18 protein-coding genes and 1 other RNA gene are annotated in these 19,041 nt (G+C 32.0%); 11 read left to right on the forward strand and 8 right to left on the reverse strand.

Translation table 11 applies throughout. The annotated features are described in order from the left end of the window. Positions 1-181, reverse strand: a 181-nt coding sequence (locus EM932_RS21065) for a hypothetical protein (protein ID WP_145988295.1), incomplete at its 3' end; no start/stop codon positions are given. Positions 182-360: 179 nt separating this feature from the next. On the opposite strand from EM932_RS21065, the gene EM932_RS06400 reads away from it, so the two are divergent. Both EM932_RS06400 and EM932_RS06405 read left to right on the forward strand, forming a co-directional pair. Further along, a complete protein-coding gene (locus EM932_RS06400) occupies positions 361-552 on the forward strand; it encodes a hypothetical protein (protein ID WP_246040942.1) in 192 nt (63 codons plus the stop codon). 2 nt (positions 553-554) lie between these two features. Further along, complete coding sequence (locus EM932_RS06405; RefSeq protein WP_135876360.1) at positions 555-1,118, forward strand: Smr/MutS family protein; 564 nt, start codon at positions 555-557, stop codon at positions 1,116-1,118. Here the strand turns inward: EM932_RS06405 and EM932_RS06410 are convergent. Further along, positions 1,115-2,035: a hypothetical protein gene (locus EM932_RS06410; protein WP_135876361.1), complete on the reverse strand. Its 921-nt coding sequence runs from the start codon at positions 2,033-2,035 to the stop codon at positions 1,115-1,117. The two genes, EM932_RS06405 and EM932_RS06410, sit on opposite strands and share 4 nt — an antisense overlap. Before the next feature lie 145 nt (positions 2,036-2,180). Here EM932_RS06410 and EM932_RS06415 point away from each other — a divergent pair, with 145 nt between their 5' ends. Next, positions 2,181-3,323 (forward strand): cysteine desulfurase family protein, encoded by a 1,143-nt coding sequence (locus EM932_RS06415; RefSeq protein ID WP_135876362.1) that lies wholly within the window; start codon positions 2,181-2,183, stop codon positions 3,321-3,323. A gap of 3 nt (positions 3,324-3,326) precedes the next feature. Here EM932_RS06415 and EM932_RS06420 read toward each other — a convergent pair whose 3' ends face one another. After that, positions 3,327-5,789, reverse strand: coding sequence for a TonB-dependent receptor (locus EM932_RS06420; RefSeq protein WP_246040945.1), 2,463 nt, complete (start codon positions 5,787-5,789; stop codon positions 3,327-3,329). A 12-nt stretch (positions 5,790-5,801) separates the two neighbouring features. Next, positions 5,802-7,487 carry a M23 family metallopeptidase gene (locus EM932_RS06425; RefSeq protein ID WP_135876363.1) on the reverse strand — a complete coding sequence of 562 codons (1,686 nt, stop codon included), beginning with the start codon at positions 7,485-7,487 and terminating at the stop codon, positions 5,802-5,804. A gap of 188 nt (positions 7,488-7,675) precedes the next feature. Between EM932_RS06425 and EM932_RS06430 the strand changes: the two genes are divergently transcribed. The 4 genes from EM932_RS06430 to rny all read left to right on the forward strand — a co-directional run bounded on the left by EM932_RS06430 (position 7,676) and on the right by rny (position 10,092). Next, entirely contained in the window at positions 7,676-7,966 is a 291-nt protein-coding gene (locus tag EM932_RS06430; RefSeq protein ID WP_135876364.1) for a hypothetical protein, read from the forward strand. 15 nt (positions 7,967-7,981) lie between these two features. Continuing rightward, positions 7,982-8,275 carry a cell division protein ZapA gene (locus tag EM932_RS06435; RefSeq protein ID WP_135876365.1) on the forward strand — a complete coding sequence of 98 codons (294 nt, stop codon included), beginning with the start codon at positions 7,982-7,984 and terminating at the stop codon, positions 8,273-8,275. Positions 8,276-8,331: 56 nt separating this feature from the next. After that, positions 8,332-8,461: non-coding RNA, 6S RNA (ssrS, locus tag EM932_RS06440), on the forward strand. Positions 8,462-8,517: 56 nt separating this feature from the next. Continuing rightward, entirely contained in the window at positions 8,518-10,092 is a 1,575-nt protein-coding gene (rny, locus tag EM932_RS06445) for a ribonuclease Y (protein WP_135876366.1), read from the forward strand. A 257-nt stretch (positions 10,093-10,349) separates the two neighbouring features. Here the strand turns inward: rny and EM932_RS06450 are convergent, their stop codons facing one another. Continuing rightward, positions 10,350-11,837 carry a T9SS type A sorting domain-containing protein gene (locus EM932_RS06450; protein WP_135876367.1) on the reverse strand — a complete coding sequence of 496 codons (1,488 nt, stop codon included), beginning with the start codon at positions 11,835-11,837 and terminating at the stop codon, positions 10,350-10,352. A 189-nt stretch (positions 11,838-12,026) separates the two neighbouring features. Continuing rightward, a complete protein-coding gene (gene xerD / locus EM932_RS06455) occupies positions 12,027-12,923 on the reverse strand; it encodes a site-specific tyrosine recombinase XerD (RefSeq protein ID WP_135876368.1) in 897 nt (298 codons plus the stop codon). Positions 12,924-13,072: 149 nt separating this feature from the next. On the opposite strand from xerD, the gene EM932_RS06460 reads away from it, so the two are divergent. The 3 genes from EM932_RS06460 (at position 13,073) to aroQ (ending at position 14,834) form a co-directional block, all read left to right on the forward strand. Then, on the forward strand, positions 13,073-13,636 hold the full coding sequence (locus EM932_RS06460; RefSeq protein ID WP_135876369.1) for a porin family protein: 564 nt from the start codon (positions 13,073-13,075) through the stop codon (positions 13,634-13,636). 180 nt (positions 13,637-13,816) lie between these two features. After that, complete coding sequence (locus tag EM932_RS06465; protein WP_135876370.1) at positions 13,817-14,347, forward strand: porin family protein; 531 nt, start codon at positions 13,817-13,819, stop codon at positions 14,345-14,347. A gap of 67 nt (positions 14,348-14,414) precedes the next feature. After that, a complete protein-coding gene (aroQ, locus tag EM932_RS06470; protein WP_135876371.1) occupies positions 14,415-14,834 on the forward strand; it encodes a type II 3-dehydroquinate dehydratase in 420 nt (139 codons plus the stop codon). A 243-nt stretch (positions 14,835-15,077) separates the two neighbouring features. Here the strand turns inward: aroQ and lpdA are convergent, their stop codons facing one another. Beyond that, on the reverse strand, positions 15,078-16,454 hold the full coding sequence (gene lpdA, locus EM932_RS06475) for a dihydrolipoyl dehydrogenase (protein ID WP_135876372.1): 1,377 nt from the start codon (positions 16,452-16,454) through the stop codon (positions 15,078-15,080). A 189-nt stretch (positions 16,455-16,643) separates the two neighbouring features. On the opposite strand from lpdA, the gene EM932_RS06480 reads away from it, so the two are divergent. Continuing rightward, on the forward strand, positions 16,644-17,924 hold the full coding sequence (locus EM932_RS06480; protein ID WP_135876373.1) for an NAD(P)/FAD-dependent oxidoreductase: 1,281 nt from the start codon (positions 16,644-16,646) through the stop codon (positions 17,922-17,924). A 499-nt stretch (positions 17,925-18,423) separates the two neighbouring features. On the opposite strand, the gene EM932_RS06485 is transcribed toward EM932_RS06480, so the two are convergent. Further along, entirely contained in the window at positions 18,424-18,975 is a 552-nt protein-coding gene (locus tag EM932_RS06485) for a DinB family protein (RefSeq protein WP_135876374.1), read from the reverse strand. Positions 18,976-19,041 lie beyond the last annotated feature (66 nt).

Genomic DNA, 19,041 nt, shown 5'->3' on the forward strand with positions numbered 1-19,041 from the left:
CTTGAATAACTTGAGCTTCGTTACGTAAATAAATAGAACTATCTGCTTCGTTTAGGTTAATATCATCTTCAACAAAGACAATTTCATCATTTATAAAAACATAAGCATCATTTCTTACTGATAATTGCGAGAAAGAGAGATTGCTTATTAATAGAAGAAAAAGGGCAGATCTGCTAAACATTGCTTAAATAGGTTACATGTATTCAGGATAACAAATATATATATTTTTTCACAAAAACTAGTTTTTCATCGATATAAAACGTTTTTAAACGAAATAGAGCTCAGAAAATCACGATTAAATCATTATTTAAAATCTAATTTTTTAATGTAATTTGCCAACCATAAAAAGACATGTCACTAATGAAGTATTTTAATTATGTATTGATAATTTTAGGCGCCATTGTTGCTATCTACGCCAAATCTGGCACAGAGCAAAACGAATATATTTTAATAGGAGGAATTATTATACTCATGATGGGGGTTTATAGAATATCTAGGAGCATACCAAGTAAAGAGGATAGTGATGATGTTGATAATACTGAAAACGGCTAGTTATGTCTTTAAAATTGGGTGATTCTGTGTTAGTTATTGATGAAAACTTATCCGGAGTGATAAGAAAAGTTTCGGGAAATACCATTTCTATTGAAACAACTGATGGTTTTTTATTAGATTTTCAAAGTGATGAGTTAGTTATAAACAAAGCTAGTAGTACTTTTACTAGAGAATTATTTTCACAAACAACTATTAATGCTGTTGTTTCAGAAAAAGAGCAACCTTCAAAAAGAAAACAGGTAAAAAGGAGAGCAAAAGATAGGTATGAGCCTACTCTAGAGGTAGATTTACATATTAATCAATTAGTTAGATCTTCAAAAGGAATGTCTAAACACGATATATTAACGCTACAATTAGATACAGCGAAGCGTCAATTAGACTTTGCCATAAGGAAACGCATTCAAAAAATAGTATTCATACATGGGGTAGGCGAAGGCGTATTGAAAGTAGAATTAGAATATTTATTTGGACGCTATAATAATGTAAAATTCTATGAAGCCAATTATCAGAAATATGGTTTGGGAGCTACCGAAGTATATATTTATCAGAATGTTATGCCTAATTAATTAAAAACGGGTTCTCCTTTTCTTGTTTTTGTTAATCTAGAGTCTTGTAGGATTCCAAAATCAAATATATCTAAAGATATTAGCGTTAAATCAAAATTAGAAATTGTAAGTGATACTGTAAATGTTTGGGTAATATTATGATCCCTATACGCTGTAGCTTCTACTAAAGTAGATACATCTGGATTTAAATAGTCAGGTGTTGTACCAATGGTAATATCGTTTGCAGGGTTTAGGTCATCAGAATCGTTTTCCTCATCGCGTGTTTTAACCCCGTCACCATCATCATCATTATCTAAATAATCAGGTGTACCGTTTCCGTCAGTGTCTTGGGCATCACTAAAAATACCGTCTTTATTTGGATCGACACCTTCATCTTTCGTTAAAATGTTATCACCATCATCGTCTGGGTCAATATAATTAGGTATAGAATCGTTGTCAGTATCATCATCTTCTAAATTTCCATTACCGTTTATATCCTCAAATTCAGCAGGGATGCCATCATTGTCATCTTCTGTTAAAATGGTTTCAATTACAGCAGTTCCAGATGTACTTTCTATATCTTGGGTTATAATGACATCAGAAAGCGGAATGTCATTACAGAATAAATTAGAAGGTAGCGTAGCATTACTATAAGTTCTATAATTAAATGGGTTAGAGCTATTTATTGTAACCTCTTTTGTGTAAGTTTTAGTCTCCTCATCAACTTCAAGAAGTTCATCAAAAGTAAGGGCATTCACTCTTAAAGATAAAGATTCGGATGGATCATTTTTAGTTTTGTAAAGTATTAAACTTGATACGCCTTCGCAAGCTTCAAAAGTTTCTTCAAATTCTAACTCAACAGTAATTACATCACCATCGTCACAAGAGTATATATTTAATAAAAATATAGATATTAAAACTAAAAATAATTTACGCATTGAGTTCGAATTTTAGGACAAAAATAATGGAATTGTTATTTATAACGTAGCATATTGAAAATAATTTTATTTCAAGTATTTTTGAACTCTAAAAAGTTTATTTGGTTATCTGAATTTTGTATTGAATTAATAAAATGTCTTTTCTATGAAGAATGTATATTTTGATAATGCTGCGACTACTCAAATGAGAGACGAAGTTATAACTTCCATTACGGAAGTTATGAGAAAAAACTATGGAAATGCCTCATCGTCGCATAGTTTTGGAAGATCTTCAAAGTCATTAATTGAACAATCAAGAAAGACTATTGCTCAATATTTAAATGTATCAGCTGGAGAAATTGTGTTTACTGCTGGAGGTACTGAAGCTGATAATTTAGTACTTAGAAGTGCCGTTAGAGATTTAGGAGTTAATCATGTTATTACTTCAAAAATTGAACATCATGCAGTTTTACATACTATAGAACAACTTGAAAAAGAGTATGGTATATTGGTTAGTTATGTTAATATTACTGCTCATGGCGATGTTGATTACAAGCATTTAGAAACGTTAATACAAACAGAAAATAAAACACTTGTAAGTTTAATGCATATCAATAACGAAATTGGTAATATTTTGGATATTAAGCGTGTTGCTAATTTGTGTAAGGCTAATGATGCTTTATTTCATACTGATGCTGTACAGTCTATAGGACACTATAAAATGGATTTACAAGAGTTGCAAATTGATTTTTTAGCGGCAAGTGCTCATAAATTTCATGGGCCAAAAGGAGTTGGGTTTACTTTTATTAGAAAGAATTCAGGCTTAAAACCGTTAATTTTTGGAGGTGAGCAGGAGCGGGGTCTTAGAGCAGGTACAGAAAGTGTGCATAATATTATTGGTATGGAGGTAGCCTTAAAAAGTGCTTACGCTAATATGAATAGTGAGGCTGATTCTATTAAGGCGTTAAAGCATTATTTTATTTATAAGGTAGTAAAAGACATCCCTAAAGTAACATTTAATGGGCAGTCTGGTGATTTGGAAAAAAGCACCTACACACTTGTTAATATTTGCTTGCCAGTACCTCCTAAAAAAGCTGCTATGCTATTATTTCAATTAGATTTAAAAGGCATAGCATGTTCAAAAGGAAGTGCATGCCAAAGCGGTAGCTCCCAAAACTCACATGTTTTGACCGAAATTTTAAGCGATACCGATTTGCAGAAACCTTCAATTCGTTTTTCATTTAGTGTGTATAATACTAAGGAGGAGGTAGATTATGTTATAGACGTTTTAAAAGCTTTTATTGAATAAATTTTAAAACTTCATAGTTGTTCTTACATTAAAAACACGTGGTGTTAAAAAATTAGGAATGGCAAATTGACGCTTACTAAGTGCGTCTCTTACCCAGGTATTTGTAATAGAGTTTTGGACATCAAACATATTATAAATTTCAAATCCGAAAGAAAGCTCTTTAAAAGGTTTTTTCCAGCCGCGTTTAAATTGTTTTTTTGCATCAACAAGTACAAATTGTAGACCTAGATCAGCACGTTTATAATCTGGTAATCTGTTTTGGAATTCGTAAGGATCTGCATAACTAGGAGACCCCCCCGGTAAACCGGTATTATAAACCAAATTTAAATACATTTTCATACTTGGCACATTTGGTACATAATCTTGAAATAGAGCGGCGAATTTTAAACGTTGGTCTGTTGGCCTGGAGATATAACCTCTGTTATCTATATTTTCTTCGGTTTTTAAATATCCAAAACTAAACCACGATTCAGTGCCCGGAACAAACTCCCCATTTAAACGCATATCTAATCCGTATGCATAAGCTTCAGCATTATTACTTGCCCTATAACGAATACGTACATTTTCTAAAGTATATGGATTTACATTGGTTAAGTTTTTATAATAAACTTCTGAGGTTAGTTTAAAAGGTCTATCCCACATTTTAAAACTATAGTCATTACCTAATACTAAATGAAATGATTGTTGCGCCTTTACATTAGGCTGTACGGCACCATTAGCCTCTCGAAGCTCTCTATAAAAAGGAGGTTGATAATACAACCCAGCTGCAACTCTAAAAAGCATGTCTTTTTCCCAAGAAGGTTTAATAGCAAATTGGGCTCTAGGACTAAATACCGTTTGATTTGAAGACGCGATACCATCTCCTTTAACACTCCAATTATGCACCCTAGCACCTGCATTATACCAAACATCGCTTGTTCCTATTTTAGAGCGTTTACTCCATTGTACATAAGCCTGTATTCTATTTATTTGTGTATTATTGGTCGCTCTTACATTTTGAAATGCTTCTAACGGACCACTATAAGGAGTATACGGTTGTTCGTTTATAGGTGTTGTTCTTGGTGGTCTAATTGAGAATCCAGACGAATCAATAATTTCCCATTCAATTAAGCGATCTCTAATATCTTCGTTGGTGTATTTTACAGACCACTCTATTCTATTATCATTAATATTAAAATCGCCTTTATGTTCAATATTAGTTATTAGGGCATCTAAATCATTTCGACCATGGTTTAGCTGACTACCAATACCTTGACTAAATTCTACTTCACCTAAATTTTCATCACCAATATTTGTATTTACTTCACCTAATCTGTATTGTGCAAAAATATCGAAATATTCTTCTTCGGTAGTGTGATATGTAGATGTAATTAGTTTAAGAGTTAGGTCGTTATTAGCAAAATAGGTGCCTTTTAAAGCACCAAAATAAGTTTGGTAACGATCTTTTTCTTGACCTTCATAAAAGACTATCAATGCAATAGGATCGCTTAATGTGCCAAAATTAGTTTGCCTTGTTTGTGGCTGGTAATTGTACTTGTTTATTGAGGCATTTCCCAAAAAGCTTAAATGAAATTTATTTGAAAACTTATAAGTGAAATACGTTTGGGCATCAGCAAACGTAGGATTAAAATTGGTTTCAGTTTCTTTAGCATTTACTAGCAAGCTATTATCACGATAGCGAACACCGGTAATAGCAGTAAACCTCGAATCTTTGCTTATATTTTCAACAGAAAGACTACCTCCCAATAAACTTAAATCTGCATTAATTTCAAATTGGTATGGTGTTTTGTATGTTATATCAAGAACTGAAGAAAGTTTGTCTCCATATTTTGCCTGAAATCCACCTGCAGAAAAATCAACGTTTTGTACTAAGTTTGTATTTACAAAACTTAAGCCTTCTTGTTGTCCAGAACGTACTAAAAAGGGACGATAAACTTCAATGCCATTAACGTATACTAAGTTTTCGTCGTAATTTCCACCACGTACCGAATATTGAGTACTTAATTCGTTATTATTACTTACGCCGGGTAGTGTTAATAATAAATTTTCTACTCCAGCATTGGCACCAGGTATTTTTCTTATAGCCTCAGGTTTTAAAGTTATTATACCTTCAACTTCTTTACGTCTATTGTTAGTTACAACAACAGTGGCTATTTGTTCAACAGAAGTACTCATTACAGGATTAAACTCGTATTCTTCTCCACTTTTCAAATTGAATGTACTTACAATTTTTTTATGAGAAAGGTGAGTAAACTCAACTACGATGTCTTGATTGGCATTGATTTCTAAAATAAAAAAACCGTTAGAATTTGTTACGGTTCCACTAGTTCCTGTTTTAATATTGACTTTTTCTACAGGTTGATTATTTTCATCTAATATAACGCCTTTAATTGTTGCTGTTTGTGAAAAACCAATTGTGATTATGAAAAAAAATATAAAGGAAGTTAATAATAGTTTTGTTTTCAAAAGTGCGTAAATTTATTTTCGGTAAAATAACGCTTCAAAAGTAGAATTATTTCCAACATTATCAGTTATTATTACCTTTAAATTATTCTTTGTATCTGTAATGATGCCATCATTAAAATCATGAGTAAGTATTTTTGTTTTATAATCGTATTCCATTAAAATCCATTTGCCATTCACTGTAGCTCTGTATTTAGAAATTCCAGAAAGCTCATCTTCAATTTTAATTTTTAAATAACGATATTTACTTAACCACTGTCCTTTTTTAAAGTTAACAGGGGTAATTGTTGGCTTTACGCTGTCTGTAGCTAGTGTAAAAGTACCCAGAGTTTTTGTTTTTGCTATCAAAAGATCTCCTTTTCTCTTTGTAGATGTGTAAGCAGGTTGTTTTTTACGCCCTAACAGACGGGCTATGTATAATTTCGATTTATCTTCATCATTGTATGCACTCACATCATAAGTTATGTTAAATGTTTTATTAGCAGCAATAACATTTTTATGTAAAGTAAGTGTGTCGTTTTTTACTTGAAAGTCCATGTAAAAATCATCATAAAACGTATCCTTGTAAAAATCAACAGAAACGTGTCCTTCTTTTAGGTTTGTAGCTTTATTAGCTTTTATATAATAAGGTGTTGATTGCTTTTTTTGTGGCTCAGAAATATGGTCTTTAGTACCCTTAATATGTATAGTCACCCATGATTCATTGTTCTTATAATCTGCAACTCTAATTTTGTAAACCGAATATGTACTATCTTGTATAGATACACAACCATCTTTTACAACAGACTTATATAAACTTAGAAAGTTATCTTTTTTGAATAGTTTCTGAATCCGCTGTTTTTTTGTAGTGTAATGTTCATAATCAATAAGCCGATTGATGTGTTTAGTCTCGCTAAATGAAAACTTCCTAAAATCCAATTCAAAGTTTCTACGACCATTTAAAAAAGTTTGAATGTTATAAACACCATTTGAATTTGCAGCCAAGTCTTGCCTATCTATAGTTTCAATACCAAAGCCAATATTGCCATAAGCTTCAATATTCTTTATAGTATAATCACCATTCTTTAAAGGTATTAATTGCAGCTTTTGTTTGGTATTCGCTTTATTTACAAACGAATTTTCATCCAAAGGGTATGCGTAAATCGATTTTATTATTGGGTTTGTGGAATCCTTTATATCAATGCCAAAGAGCATCGGGTTAATGGGGTGTTCTTTTTTATCCCGAATTTCATAATGTAAGTGAGGCCCCCCCGAGCCTCCCGAATTTCCACTATAAGCTATAATACTATTTTTTGTTACTGGTAAAACCTCTGCGTTTGGAAATAACTCGATCTCATAGGATTCTTTTTCATATTGATGCTTTTTAATGTACGCTTGAATCTCTGGAGCAAATTTTTGCAAATGTGCATAAACAGTTGTATAGCCATTTGGATGTGTGATGTATAATGCTTTTCCATAACCATAATGGGAAACTTTTATTCTGCTTACAAATCCATCAGCAGATGCTTTAACTTTTAAACCCGTTCTTTGTTGCGTTTTTATGTCTAAACCAGAATGAAAATGATTAGAACGTAATTCAGCAAATGTACCTGATAATATCAACGGAATTTCCAAAGGACTATCAAAATAATCTTGAGGATAATTATTTTGCGCATTTAAAAAAAACGAGGATATAAATAAAAGAGAAAGTATAAAACGCATATAAAAGTATTATGGCTAAAATATTAATTTGAAATGGATATGCAAAGAATAAAACAATAATCGAACCATAGTTGTAACCATTAATCTGATTATGAGCAATATCTATAGATTTTGAAATTTTATGAAAAAACAATTGTAATTTATAAACAGGTATGTTAACTTTGTGTTATAAGTATTGAAATTTGTAAATGAGTAATATTGAAGATATTGTAGATTCTTTAGAAAACAAAATTAGTAAGGTATTACACAAATTAGAGCTTTTAAAACTTGCTAATTCTAAATTAAACGAAGAATTAGAAGTTTCAAAAAAAGAAATTCAGAACCAAAAATTGCATATTGCAAGTTGGGAAGAAAAATATGAAGCTTTAAAAATAGCAAATACAATGCTTGGTAGTGACGATAATAAAAGAGAAACTAAGCTTAAAATAAACGCATTAATTAGAGATATAGATCATTGTATTGCTCAACTCTCAGATTAGTGTAACATAAATTCAATGTCAGAAAAGCTTAAAATAAAGCTGTCTATAGCAAATAGAGTGTATCCTTTAACTATTGAAGCAAGTCAAGAAGAAGGATTGCGTAAAGCAGCTAAAAACATTGAAGCAATGATAAAGCAATTTGAGCAAAGTTATTCTGTTAGAGATAAACAAGATGTATTGGCGATGTGTGCCTTGCAGTTTGCATCTCAAGTAGAACAGGAATCTATTAATAAAGATAATGTAAATGAACATGTAGAAGAAAAGCTAAATTCGCTTAATGATTTATTACATTCTTATTTGATCTCTTAACGTTCTTTAAAATAAACTAAAAAGTTACTGCCTACATTGGTTATTTTTTTTGATAAACTCAACGTTAATTCTTTAAAAAGGGTGAGTTTAAGTTGTAAAAGCATGCTGCCAGTACTGGATTTATTTCAGTAGTTTGGGCAGACCCTTGATCAACTTGTTAGCCCTAAACTTGTTTTTAAGGAGTTTATACAAAACTTTATACTGGTGTAGGCTTTTTTATATACAATAACTAACTAAATACGATGGACAACTTAATTATATATGCAGTAGGAGGCGTTATTTTAGGACTCATAATAGGTTTTATCATAACAAAAAGGCTAGAAAAGAATAATGCTTCTAAACTTATAAAAGAAGCTAAAAAAAATGCAGATTTAATACTCAAAGAAGCTAAAAGTGAAGGGGAAAGGCTAAAAAAAGATAAAATTCTTCAGGCTAAAGAAAGATTTATAGAACTCAAATCAGAACATGAAAAGGTCATCTTATCTAGAGATAAGAAAATGGCAGAAGCAGAGAAGCGTACACGTGATAAAGAATCACAAATATCCAATGAACTCTCAAAAGGAAAAAAACTTAATGAAAATCTAGAAAGAAAAATTAAAGATTATAACCATAGACTTGATGTTCTTGAAAAAAGGCAAGAGGAGCTAGATAAGCTTCATAAAAACCAAGTACAGCAATTAGAGGTTATTTCTAGTCTTTCTGCAGAAGAAGCCAAGGAACAGTTGGTTGAGTCTTTAAAAGGAGAAGCGAAGAATGATGCGATGGCTTACATACAAAGTTCTTTAGAAGAAGCCAAGCTAACCGCAGAGCAAGATGCTAAAAAAGTTATTATTAATACCATACAACGTATAGGAACTGAGGAAGCTGTTGATAATTGTGTGTCTGTATTCAATATAGAATCGGATGATGTTAAAGGACGTATTATTGGTAGAGAAGGTAGAAATATTCGTGCTATTGAAGCTGCAACCGGTGTTGAAATTATAGTTGATGATACACCAGAAGCCATTATATTATCTTGTTTTGATTCAGTAAGAAGAGAAATAGCCCGTTTGTCATTACATAAATTAGTGACTGATGGTAGAATTCACCCAGCACGTATTGAAGAGATTGTAAAGAAAACTAAAAAACAAATTGAACAAGAAATTATTGAAGTTGGAAAACGTACTGTCATTGATCTAGGAATACATAATTTAAATCCAGAACTTATTAAGATGGTAGGACGTATGAAGTATCGTTCTTCTTATGGGCAGAACTTGCTACAACACTCACGTGAAGTTGCAAAGCTTTGTGGTGTTATGGCTGCAGAATTGGGACTTAACCCTAAACTGGCAAAACGCGCTGGATTATTACATGATATAGGTAAAGTACCAGATGCTGAAGCAGATATGGAAACGCCACACGCTATTCTTGGGATGCAATGGGCTGAAAAATTTGGAGAAAAAGCCGATGTATGTAATGCGATAGGAGCACACCACGATGAAATTGAAATGAAATCGTTATTAGCGCCAATCATACAAGTCTGTGATGCCATTTCTGGAGCACGCCCTGGAGCACGTCGCCAAGTGTTGGATAGCTATATCCAGCGATTAAAAGATTTAGAGGATATTGCTTTTGGTTTTACAGGTGTTAAGAAAGCATATGCTATTCAAGCTGGTAGAGAACTAAGAGTTATTGTTGAAAGTGAAAAAGTAGATGACCAAAAAGCAGCAGATTTATCATTCAGCATATCTCAAAAGGTACAAACAGATATGACCTATCCTGGTCAAGTTAAAGTTACTGTTATTAGAGAAACACGTGCTGTAAATATTGCTAAATAGTTTCATCATTGTACATACTATGAAGTAGATTATATTCAAAAATAAAGACTTAATCCAATTTAAAAGAGGCTGTCTAAAAAGTAAGTTTTTAGTTTAAATGTCACATTGAGCGCAGTCGAAATGCTTTAGTTTTCAAAACATTATAACTTCGACTGCGCTCAGTTTGACAATAATTAATTGCTTTTTAGACAGCCTCTTTTAAGCTTAAGGATTATAATTATGGATTAATCCTAAATAATGTAATTATTGAAAATCTGCTATTTAACTAAGAATTTAGAGTTGATTTCATTTGTATTTCCTTTAACTTGAATAAGATATAGTCCGCTTTTTGGATTTAGATTTAATAGTAAGGTTTTATCTTCTTTTAGCGTTAAATTTTCATTCTGATAAATAATTTTTCCGTCTATACTGGATATGATTACTTTAGGGTTTTCAATACTATTGGGTATAGTAACATTTAATGTACTATTTCGTGCCATTGGGTTTGGGTAAACTTTAAAATCAGCTTTAATAGTAGCATCTTCCTTTACTGTGTTTACTGTTTCTATCTTAGTTTTTTTGTTGCTATTATTACCATTTTTAATAGAATAAAATCTTTTACCCGTACCTATGCTTTCTGATGTGCTAAAAGGATTATTTCCAGGTTCTCTCCCAGGTTCTTTACCCCTGGCACCCTTATATACACGTCCTTTGTTTTTGCATCTTGGGTTACTTCTGTTATATTCGGATACCGTATTATTGTAAACATAATTATCAGCTCTAGAATCTGTATGCTGATTTGACCAAGGTCCCATCACTACAAACCGTTGTTGGTTATTTGTACTCCCAACAATGGCTTGTCCTATGGTGATGTTATTTTTTTCTATAAGATTATTTCCGCTATCATCATTATGAAAATTGATATCCTGGTTAATGGTATTGTTATAAACAACATTATACTTAGCGCCTCCATTTTGAATTGCAAAGTGTCTAAGTTTTTCAATGGTACATTTGTATACTAAGCAATACCCAGAGCTAATGTTAAAGTAACCTTGACCTCCGCCACCTTTGTTCCATACTCCACTTATTAAGCAATTCCTAAAGGTATGATGACCAGTTCCATTACTATTAAAAGTGCTAATGGGAGAACCGCCACTGTTAATAATTTTTACATTATCTAAAAAAAGATTTTTAGATCTTAAAAAATTTACCATAATATTGTTTGCTTTGGGTTTTGCAGTAGTCCAGCTATTAATAACTGGGTTTCCCGAAAAAGGTCCTTTTAGAGTCATGTTTCTAATACCACCTACAGAATGACCAGTATTTAAGTTTTCAAACTTTATAACGACACCATTAGTATTACTGTTGTTTGTGGATAATTTGTCTTTAAGTGTTGTAACTCCGCTACTAGAACCCTGTAAAACTACATTTTTTTTAACGTTAAGTGTTTTGGTAATATTAAATGTTCCTGAAGGAAATTTGAGCACACCACCACCAGCATTAGAGAGGGCGTTTATTTTTGCTTGAATCTGGGATGTGTTTTCACCGGCTGCCACATTACGAGACCGGGCTGCAGGGTTTCGAATTCCTCCAACAACACCAGCTGTTGCCCATTTTTTCTGTTTTGATTCAAAGAAGTTATTTACTTTGCCAGACGCATCGTAAACCCAACCTGGACCACCAATGGATTGTGCACATAAATAAGATGTTGTAAAACCAACTACAAATATTGCAAATAATAAAATTTTTAAGTGTTTTGTTTTCATGTCTTAATTAGTTTTAGTTTATCATAACAAGGTAAAAAACACTAAATATATTTTATAGGGGTATTTTATTCTTTTTTAGGGTAATGATTAGTTTGTTGTGCTAGCATGATTATTAAAATATATGGATAGAAATCACATTAAAATGTTAGGCTAATTGATAAATACTAAGTGTATTGCTAAGTTTAATACTTATTTTCTAGGATGATATTGTTCTATGACTTTAGTTAAATGACTTTTATCTAAATGAACATAAATTTCAGTAGTCGTTATGCTTTCATGACCAAGCATTAATTGTATAGACCTGAGATCTGCATCATTTTGTAATAAATGAGTAGCAAAAGAATGTCTAAAAGTATGGGGGGAAATATTTTTTTTGAGCCCAATTTTCTCTGCCAACCGTTTAATAATTGTAAAAATCATTGCTCTGGTAAGTTGTTTCCCTCTCCTGTTTAAAAAAAGTGTATCCTCAAAGCCAGCTTGTATGTTTAAATGATTCCTAATTTCTTTTCTATATATATTAATATATTTTTGAGTAACATCTATAATAGGTACAAAGCGTTGTTTGTCACCTTTACCAGTAACTTTTATAAAGCCTTCATCAAAAAACAAATCAGAGATTTTAAGATTAATGAGTTCGCTAACTCGCAAGCCACATCCATAAAGTGTTTCTAGCATAGCGCGATTACGTTCTCCTTCCGGTTTACTAAAATCTATGGCATTTATAATCGTATCAATTTCTTCTTCACTTAAGGTATCAGGTAACTTTCTTCCAATTTTTGGGGATTCAATTAGCTCTAAAGGGTTTGAGGTTCTGTAATCCTCAAATATTAAATAGCTAAAAAAGCTCCGCAAGCCAGAAATTAGACGTGATTGCGAACGTGCATTTATGTTTTTAGCAACATTATATATAAAGCCTTGAACAATTTCTTTGGCAATTGTTATTGGAGATTCGTTTATATTATGATGCTCTAAATAGTTAATTAATTTTTTAACATCCCGTGAATAGTTTTCGATGGAGTTTTCTGATAAGCCTCGTTCAATTTTTAGATATAATTTATAGTCTTTAAGTGCCTGTCCCCATTTCATATTTTGTAAAAATAATAATATTTTATTCTTTATAAAAATCGATGAAATACATTTTTATTCGTCTAAAAATGTATTTTTTATTGATTTCTTTTTGTTTTATGGAAAAATAAATTTTATTTGCCACAATCAAAAACTAAAAACAATATCTTATGAAAAAATTATTACTTTGCGCTGCTATTGCAGCATTCGGATTATCAAGTGTAAATGCTCAGGGAATTAAATTAGGTATTAAAGCAGGTGCTAACTTTGCTAGTCTTAGTGGGGATGATGTTGATGATTTAGATGGAAGAACCAGTCTTCATGTCGGAGCTGCTGCAAAAATTGGTATTTCTGATAAATTCGCTTTACAACCAGAATTAGTTTATTCAGCTCAAGGGTTTTCTTACTCTGAAGCAGGATTTGATTCTACAGGTAAATTAGATTATATTAATATACCGGTTTTAGCTGATTTTACTATCATTGAGGGGTTAAGTGTACAAGCTGGACCGCAAATAGGATTTGTAATTAATGATGAGGAAGATTATGATGATGGAGAAACGGAAGATATAGGTGCAGAAAGTATCGATTTTGGTGCTTTGTTAGGAGCTCAATTTAAATTAGAAAATGGGTTGTTCTTTCAAGCTCGCTATAATTTAGGTCTTAGTGACGTTATTAGTGATGTTGACGCTAAAAATAACGTTTTTTCTCTTTCTGTTGGTTATTTTATATTTTAAAAATAGTCACCTTGAAATAGGTTGACAGATTTAATAAAATTAAAAACCTGAGAAGCTACTTCTTAGGTTTTTTTTGTTATCTACAGTTAGTAAGATGAAGTTAAGTAGTTGTTTTTTATTAGTAAAAAAACCTTAAGATAATTTTATTCGTATTTAAAGTTAATTAAACCCAAATCTATTATGAAAAAGATATTATTATGTACCGTAATTGTGTTATTTACATGGTTAAACACAAATGCTCAAGAAATTAAATATGGGGCTAAAGCTGGTGTAGATTTCTCTTCATTAAAAGTTAAAAACAGCGTGTTTAGCATAACAAACAATGAAACAGGTTTTTATGTAGGAGGGTTTGCTGAGATAAGAGTTTTTGAAGCAGTTACTTTTCGACCTGAGTTGCTTTATATTGCTGTAAAGGATTTAAATCAGATTAGTGTTCCGCTTATGGCAAAATATGAAGTATCTGAAGATTTTAATGTACTTGCTGGTCCAAGCTTTGGTTTCTTACTTAATGTTAATGATGGATTTAAGTCTTTTAATTATGGCATTGAATTTGGTGTTGCTTATGATATTTATATTAGCAGGTTTATAGATGGATTATTTGTAGAAGCTAGATACAACATTGGTCTATCTAATTTACTTGAAGAAGCACCTAGTGGCCTTACTAGAAAGCTAAGTGGTCTTTTTGTTGGTTTAGGATATAAGTTTAAATAGAACTAGATAAAGAGAAAGCCTTTGAGGGTTTCTTTTTTTATGCTCAATTTTTTAATATTTTTACTTCATGAAGAAATTGACAATCATTAACGGACCAAATTTAAACTTACTAGGAAAAAGAGAGCCTAATATTTATGGAAGTTTATCATTTACTGAATTTTTAGAAGAAATAAAACAAAAATATACTCATGTAGAGATTGATTATTTTCAATCTAATATTGAAGGCGAGCTCATTGATAAATTACATGAAGTAGGTTTTAATCATGATGGTATTATATTAAATGCAGCAGCTTATACACATACCTCTGTAGGTATTGGTGATGCTGTTAAAGCTATTGAAACACCAGTAATTGAAGTGCATATTTCAAACACGTTTAATAGAGAAGAATTTCGTCACCAATCTTATATTTCACCAAATGCTAGAGGCGTTATTCTTGGTTTTGGATTGCAGAGTTATGAATTAGCTATTCAAAGTTTTATAAATTAGAACCTAGAACCTAGACTCGCTCGCTTATAGAAACCAGATCATATTTAATGTAAATAAAAGAGGCTGTCTAAAAAGTGTCATTCTGAATGGAATGAAGAATCTCTTTAAAATATATGACTCTGATTATGAGTGAAATAAGATTCTTCGCGTTGCTCTGAATGACAAGATTAACCACTTTTTAGACAGCCTCTTTTTAATCTAATATCTATATCTAGCCATCTAGATATCTATATTCTTTCATCTTTAAAGATGTATCACTTCATCATAAGCATCAGCAACTGCTTCCATGACAGCTTCACTCATAGTTGGGTGAGGATGTACAGCTTTTAATACTTCGTGTCCAGTAGTTTCTAATTTTCTACCTAAAACAGCTTCTGCGATCATATCGGTAACACCAGCTCCAATCATATGGCAACCTAGCCATTCTCCATATTTAGCATCAAAAATCACTTTTACAAAACCATCGGCAGCACCACCTGCTTTTGCTTTTCCAGAAGCAGAGAAAGGGAACTTACCAACTTTAATATCTAAGCCTTTTTCTTTAGCTTGTTTTTCAGTTAGACCAACACTGGCAATTTCTGGCGAACAATAAGTACAACCAGGAATATTTCCGTAATCTAAAGCTTCAACATGCTGTCCAGCTAATTTTTCAACACATAAGATGCCTTCCGCAGAAGCGACATGTGCTAAAGCCTGACCAGGAGTAACATCTCCAATAGCATAATAACCAGGGATATTTGTTTGGTAAAAATCATTAACAATAATTTTGTCACGATCTACAACAATACCAACATCTTCCAGTCCAATATTTTCAATATTTGTTTTTATACCTACAGCAGATAAAATAATATCAGCTTCAAGAACTTCTTCGCCTTTTTTAGTTTTTACAGTTGCTTTTACACCTTCTCCAGAAGTATCAACAGAAGTAACTTCGGCAGAAGTCATAATTTTTATACCACTTTTCTTAAATGACCGTCCTAATTGTTTTGAAACATCTTCATCTTCAACAGGTACTATATTTGGCAGATATTCAACAATAGTTACCTCAGTACCCATCGAGTTATAAAAGTAAGCAAACTCAACGCCAATAGCACCAGAACCAACAACGATCATTTTCTTTGGTTGTTTAGGTAAACTCATAGCTTCTCTATAACCAATTACCTTTTTCCCGTCTTGAGGCAAACTTGGTAATTCACGAGATCGAGCACCCGTTGCAATAATTATATTATCAGCACTATATTCAGTTCCGTCAACATCAACCTTTTTACCGGGTTTAAGTTTTCCAAACCCATTAATAACGTCAATTTTATTCTTCTTCATTAAAAACTGAACGCCTTTACTCATACCATCAGCTACACCACGACTACGTTTAACTACCGCATCAAAATCTTTATCAAAATCTTTAACTGTAAGTCCATAATCTCCTGCATGTTTAAGATATTCAAATACTTGAGCAGATTTTAATAAAGCTTTCGTTGGGATACAACCCCAATTTAAGCATACACCACCAAGATTTTCTTTTTCAACAATAGCAGTTTTAAAGCCTAATTGTGATGCCCTAATAGCTGTAACATACCCCCCTGGGCCGCTACCAAGAACAATAATATCGTATTTATTCATGTGTGATTTTTTAAGCTACAAATCTACAAAATCGAATTCGAATAAAGAATTTAGAAAGCCTTAAATTTACATCTTTGTATTACCTTTGTGTTGCAAGCATTTATATATGAAATAAGCATAACCAATGTTAAATAATAATCTGAATTTTACGAATTACATAAAACCTATTAAAAAGACAAAAGCCTGTTTATGAATATACCAAGAACAAGTTTTCCTCGAATAATTATTATTGGGGGTGGTTTTGCAGGAGTAGCTTTAGCTAAAAAATTATCGAAACAAGATCTTCAAGTTGTTTTATTAGATAAGAATAACTACCATACATTTCAACCATTATTATATCAAGTATCAACAGGTGGATTAGAGCCAGATTCTATTGCTTATCCCATTAGAAAAATATTAAAAGACTTTCCTAATTTTCATTTTAGATTAGCCAACGTTGGAGAAATTGATGTTGAGAAGAATAAAGTAATTACCAATATAGGTAAGCTCAAGTTTGATTATTTAGTTGTAGCATCTGGATCTACAACTAATTATTTTGGAAATGCAGCCATAGAAAAGTATAGTATGGCCATGAAAACCATACCGCAATCTCTTAATTTAAGAAGTTTGATTCTTGAGAATTTTGAGGATGCTTTACTGACTTCAGATCTTAATGAACGGAATGCACTTATGAATTTTGTAATTGTTGGAGGTGGACCTACAGGTGTTGAGTTAGCTGGTGCTTTAGCTGAAATTAAGAAAGGCATTTTACCAAAAGATTATCCAGATTTGGATACACGGTTAGCACAAATTCATGTAGTTCAATCTGGTAATTGTATTTTAAAAGGAATGAGTGCTAATGCTTCGCAAAAAGCTGAGGACTTTTTAGAAAAATTGGGAGTAAATGTTTGGAAAAATGTTAGAGTGACTAACTATGATGGAAAAACAGTAACAACCAATACGGATTTAACATTTGAAACAGCTACTTTAATTTGGGCTGCTGGAGTAAAAGGGGCAAATATAAAAGGATTGGATGCAGAAAGGTTTGTGACTAGAGGGAATAGACTTTTAGTAAATGAATTTAGTCAGATAAAAGGATTCGAACATATTTTTGCCATAGGGGATGTGGCTTGCATGATAAATGAAGAACATCCTAAAGGTTTACCTATGATGGCGCAGCCTGCTATTCAACAAGGAAACCAATTAGGAGATAATATTCTACGGTTGATTGAGGAACAACCTATGAACCCCTTCTCTTATAAGGATAAAGGGAGTATGGCAACAATAGGAAGAAATAAAGCAGTGGTAGATTTAAAGCGATTTAAGTTTCAAGGTGTTTTTGCCTGGTATGTTTGGATGTTTGTTCACCTTTTTTTTCTAATAGGTTTTAGAAACAGGATGGTTGTTTTTATAAATTGGGTGTATAATTATGTGCGTTTCGATAGAGAAGCTCGTTTAATTATTAGACCTTTTAAGAAGAAGTTGGAATAATAATGTTGTTTGGGCGAGTTACTGTGGAAATTGGTTTTAATCTCGCAAAGTCACTAAGGCGCAAGGTTTCCAAGTAATGATGTTTCAGTTTAACTAAAAATAGGTCTTTGTTCTTGGCTCTAACAGCGAAGCGGTCTTAGGTCATTGGTTTTAATCTCGCAAAGTCGCTAAGGTGCAAAGTTTCCAAGTAAAAATGTTTCAATTTAACTAAAAATAGGTCTTTATTCTTGGTTCTAACAGCGAAGCGGTCTTAGGTCATAGGTTTTAATCTCGCAAAGTCACTAAGGCACAAGGTTTCCAAGTAAAAATGTTTCAATTTAATTTAAGATGAGTCTTTGTTCTTGATTCTAATAGCGAAGCGGTCTTAGGTCATTAGTCTTGGTCTCGCAAAATCGCTAAGGAGCAAAGTCGCTAAGTGATCATGTTTCAATTTAACTAAAAATAGGTCTTTGTTCTTGGTTCTAACAGCGGAGCGGTCTTAAATATCCAACTTATTCAACTACAAATCATCTGTAAAGTGACGTCTACCTTTTTCTTTACTGAACTTTTCCTTATTGTACTTTGAAGAATCTCCTTTGGGAATTGATAATGATTGCCAGTTTTTACCCTTAACTAATTTCCCAAGAAAAACGATCTGTCCAGTATGGTAAGAGTAATGTGCTAACTGTCTGTTAATAGCTTCTACAACTGTGTGTCCTTGATTTCGAATATAGATAATACGTTCTAGGTCGTTTTCAGATAATGGAGTAATAGCATCAAACAAACATTTCCAACCTTGATCCCAGGCTTTAGTAAGGTCATTTTTTGAAGTATAAGTATCTTCGAATTCCTGATCGCGATGCCTCCATTCTTTTTCACCATCTTCAGTTAAAAAATTCGTCCATCTACTTAACATATTACCTACAATATGTTTTACAACTATGGCAATAGAATTAGAATCTTCCGTAAATTCTTTTTGGAGTTCTTCAAAGCTTAGTTGGTTAAATGTTTTATCTCCTAAACTTTTATAATATTCAAATTGTTTAATGATACTTTTTAAATAGCTTTCCATTTTTTAAAAATAAAACTTCATTTTTAAATTCCAAATAGCAATTATAAATAAAAGCGAATTGGAATT

This window comes from Flavivirga rizhaonensis, from assembly GCF_004791695.1.
Classification (GTDB): domain Bacteria; phylum Bacteroidota; class Bacteroidia; order Flavobacteriales; family Flavobacteriaceae; genus Flavivirga; species Flavivirga rizhaonensis.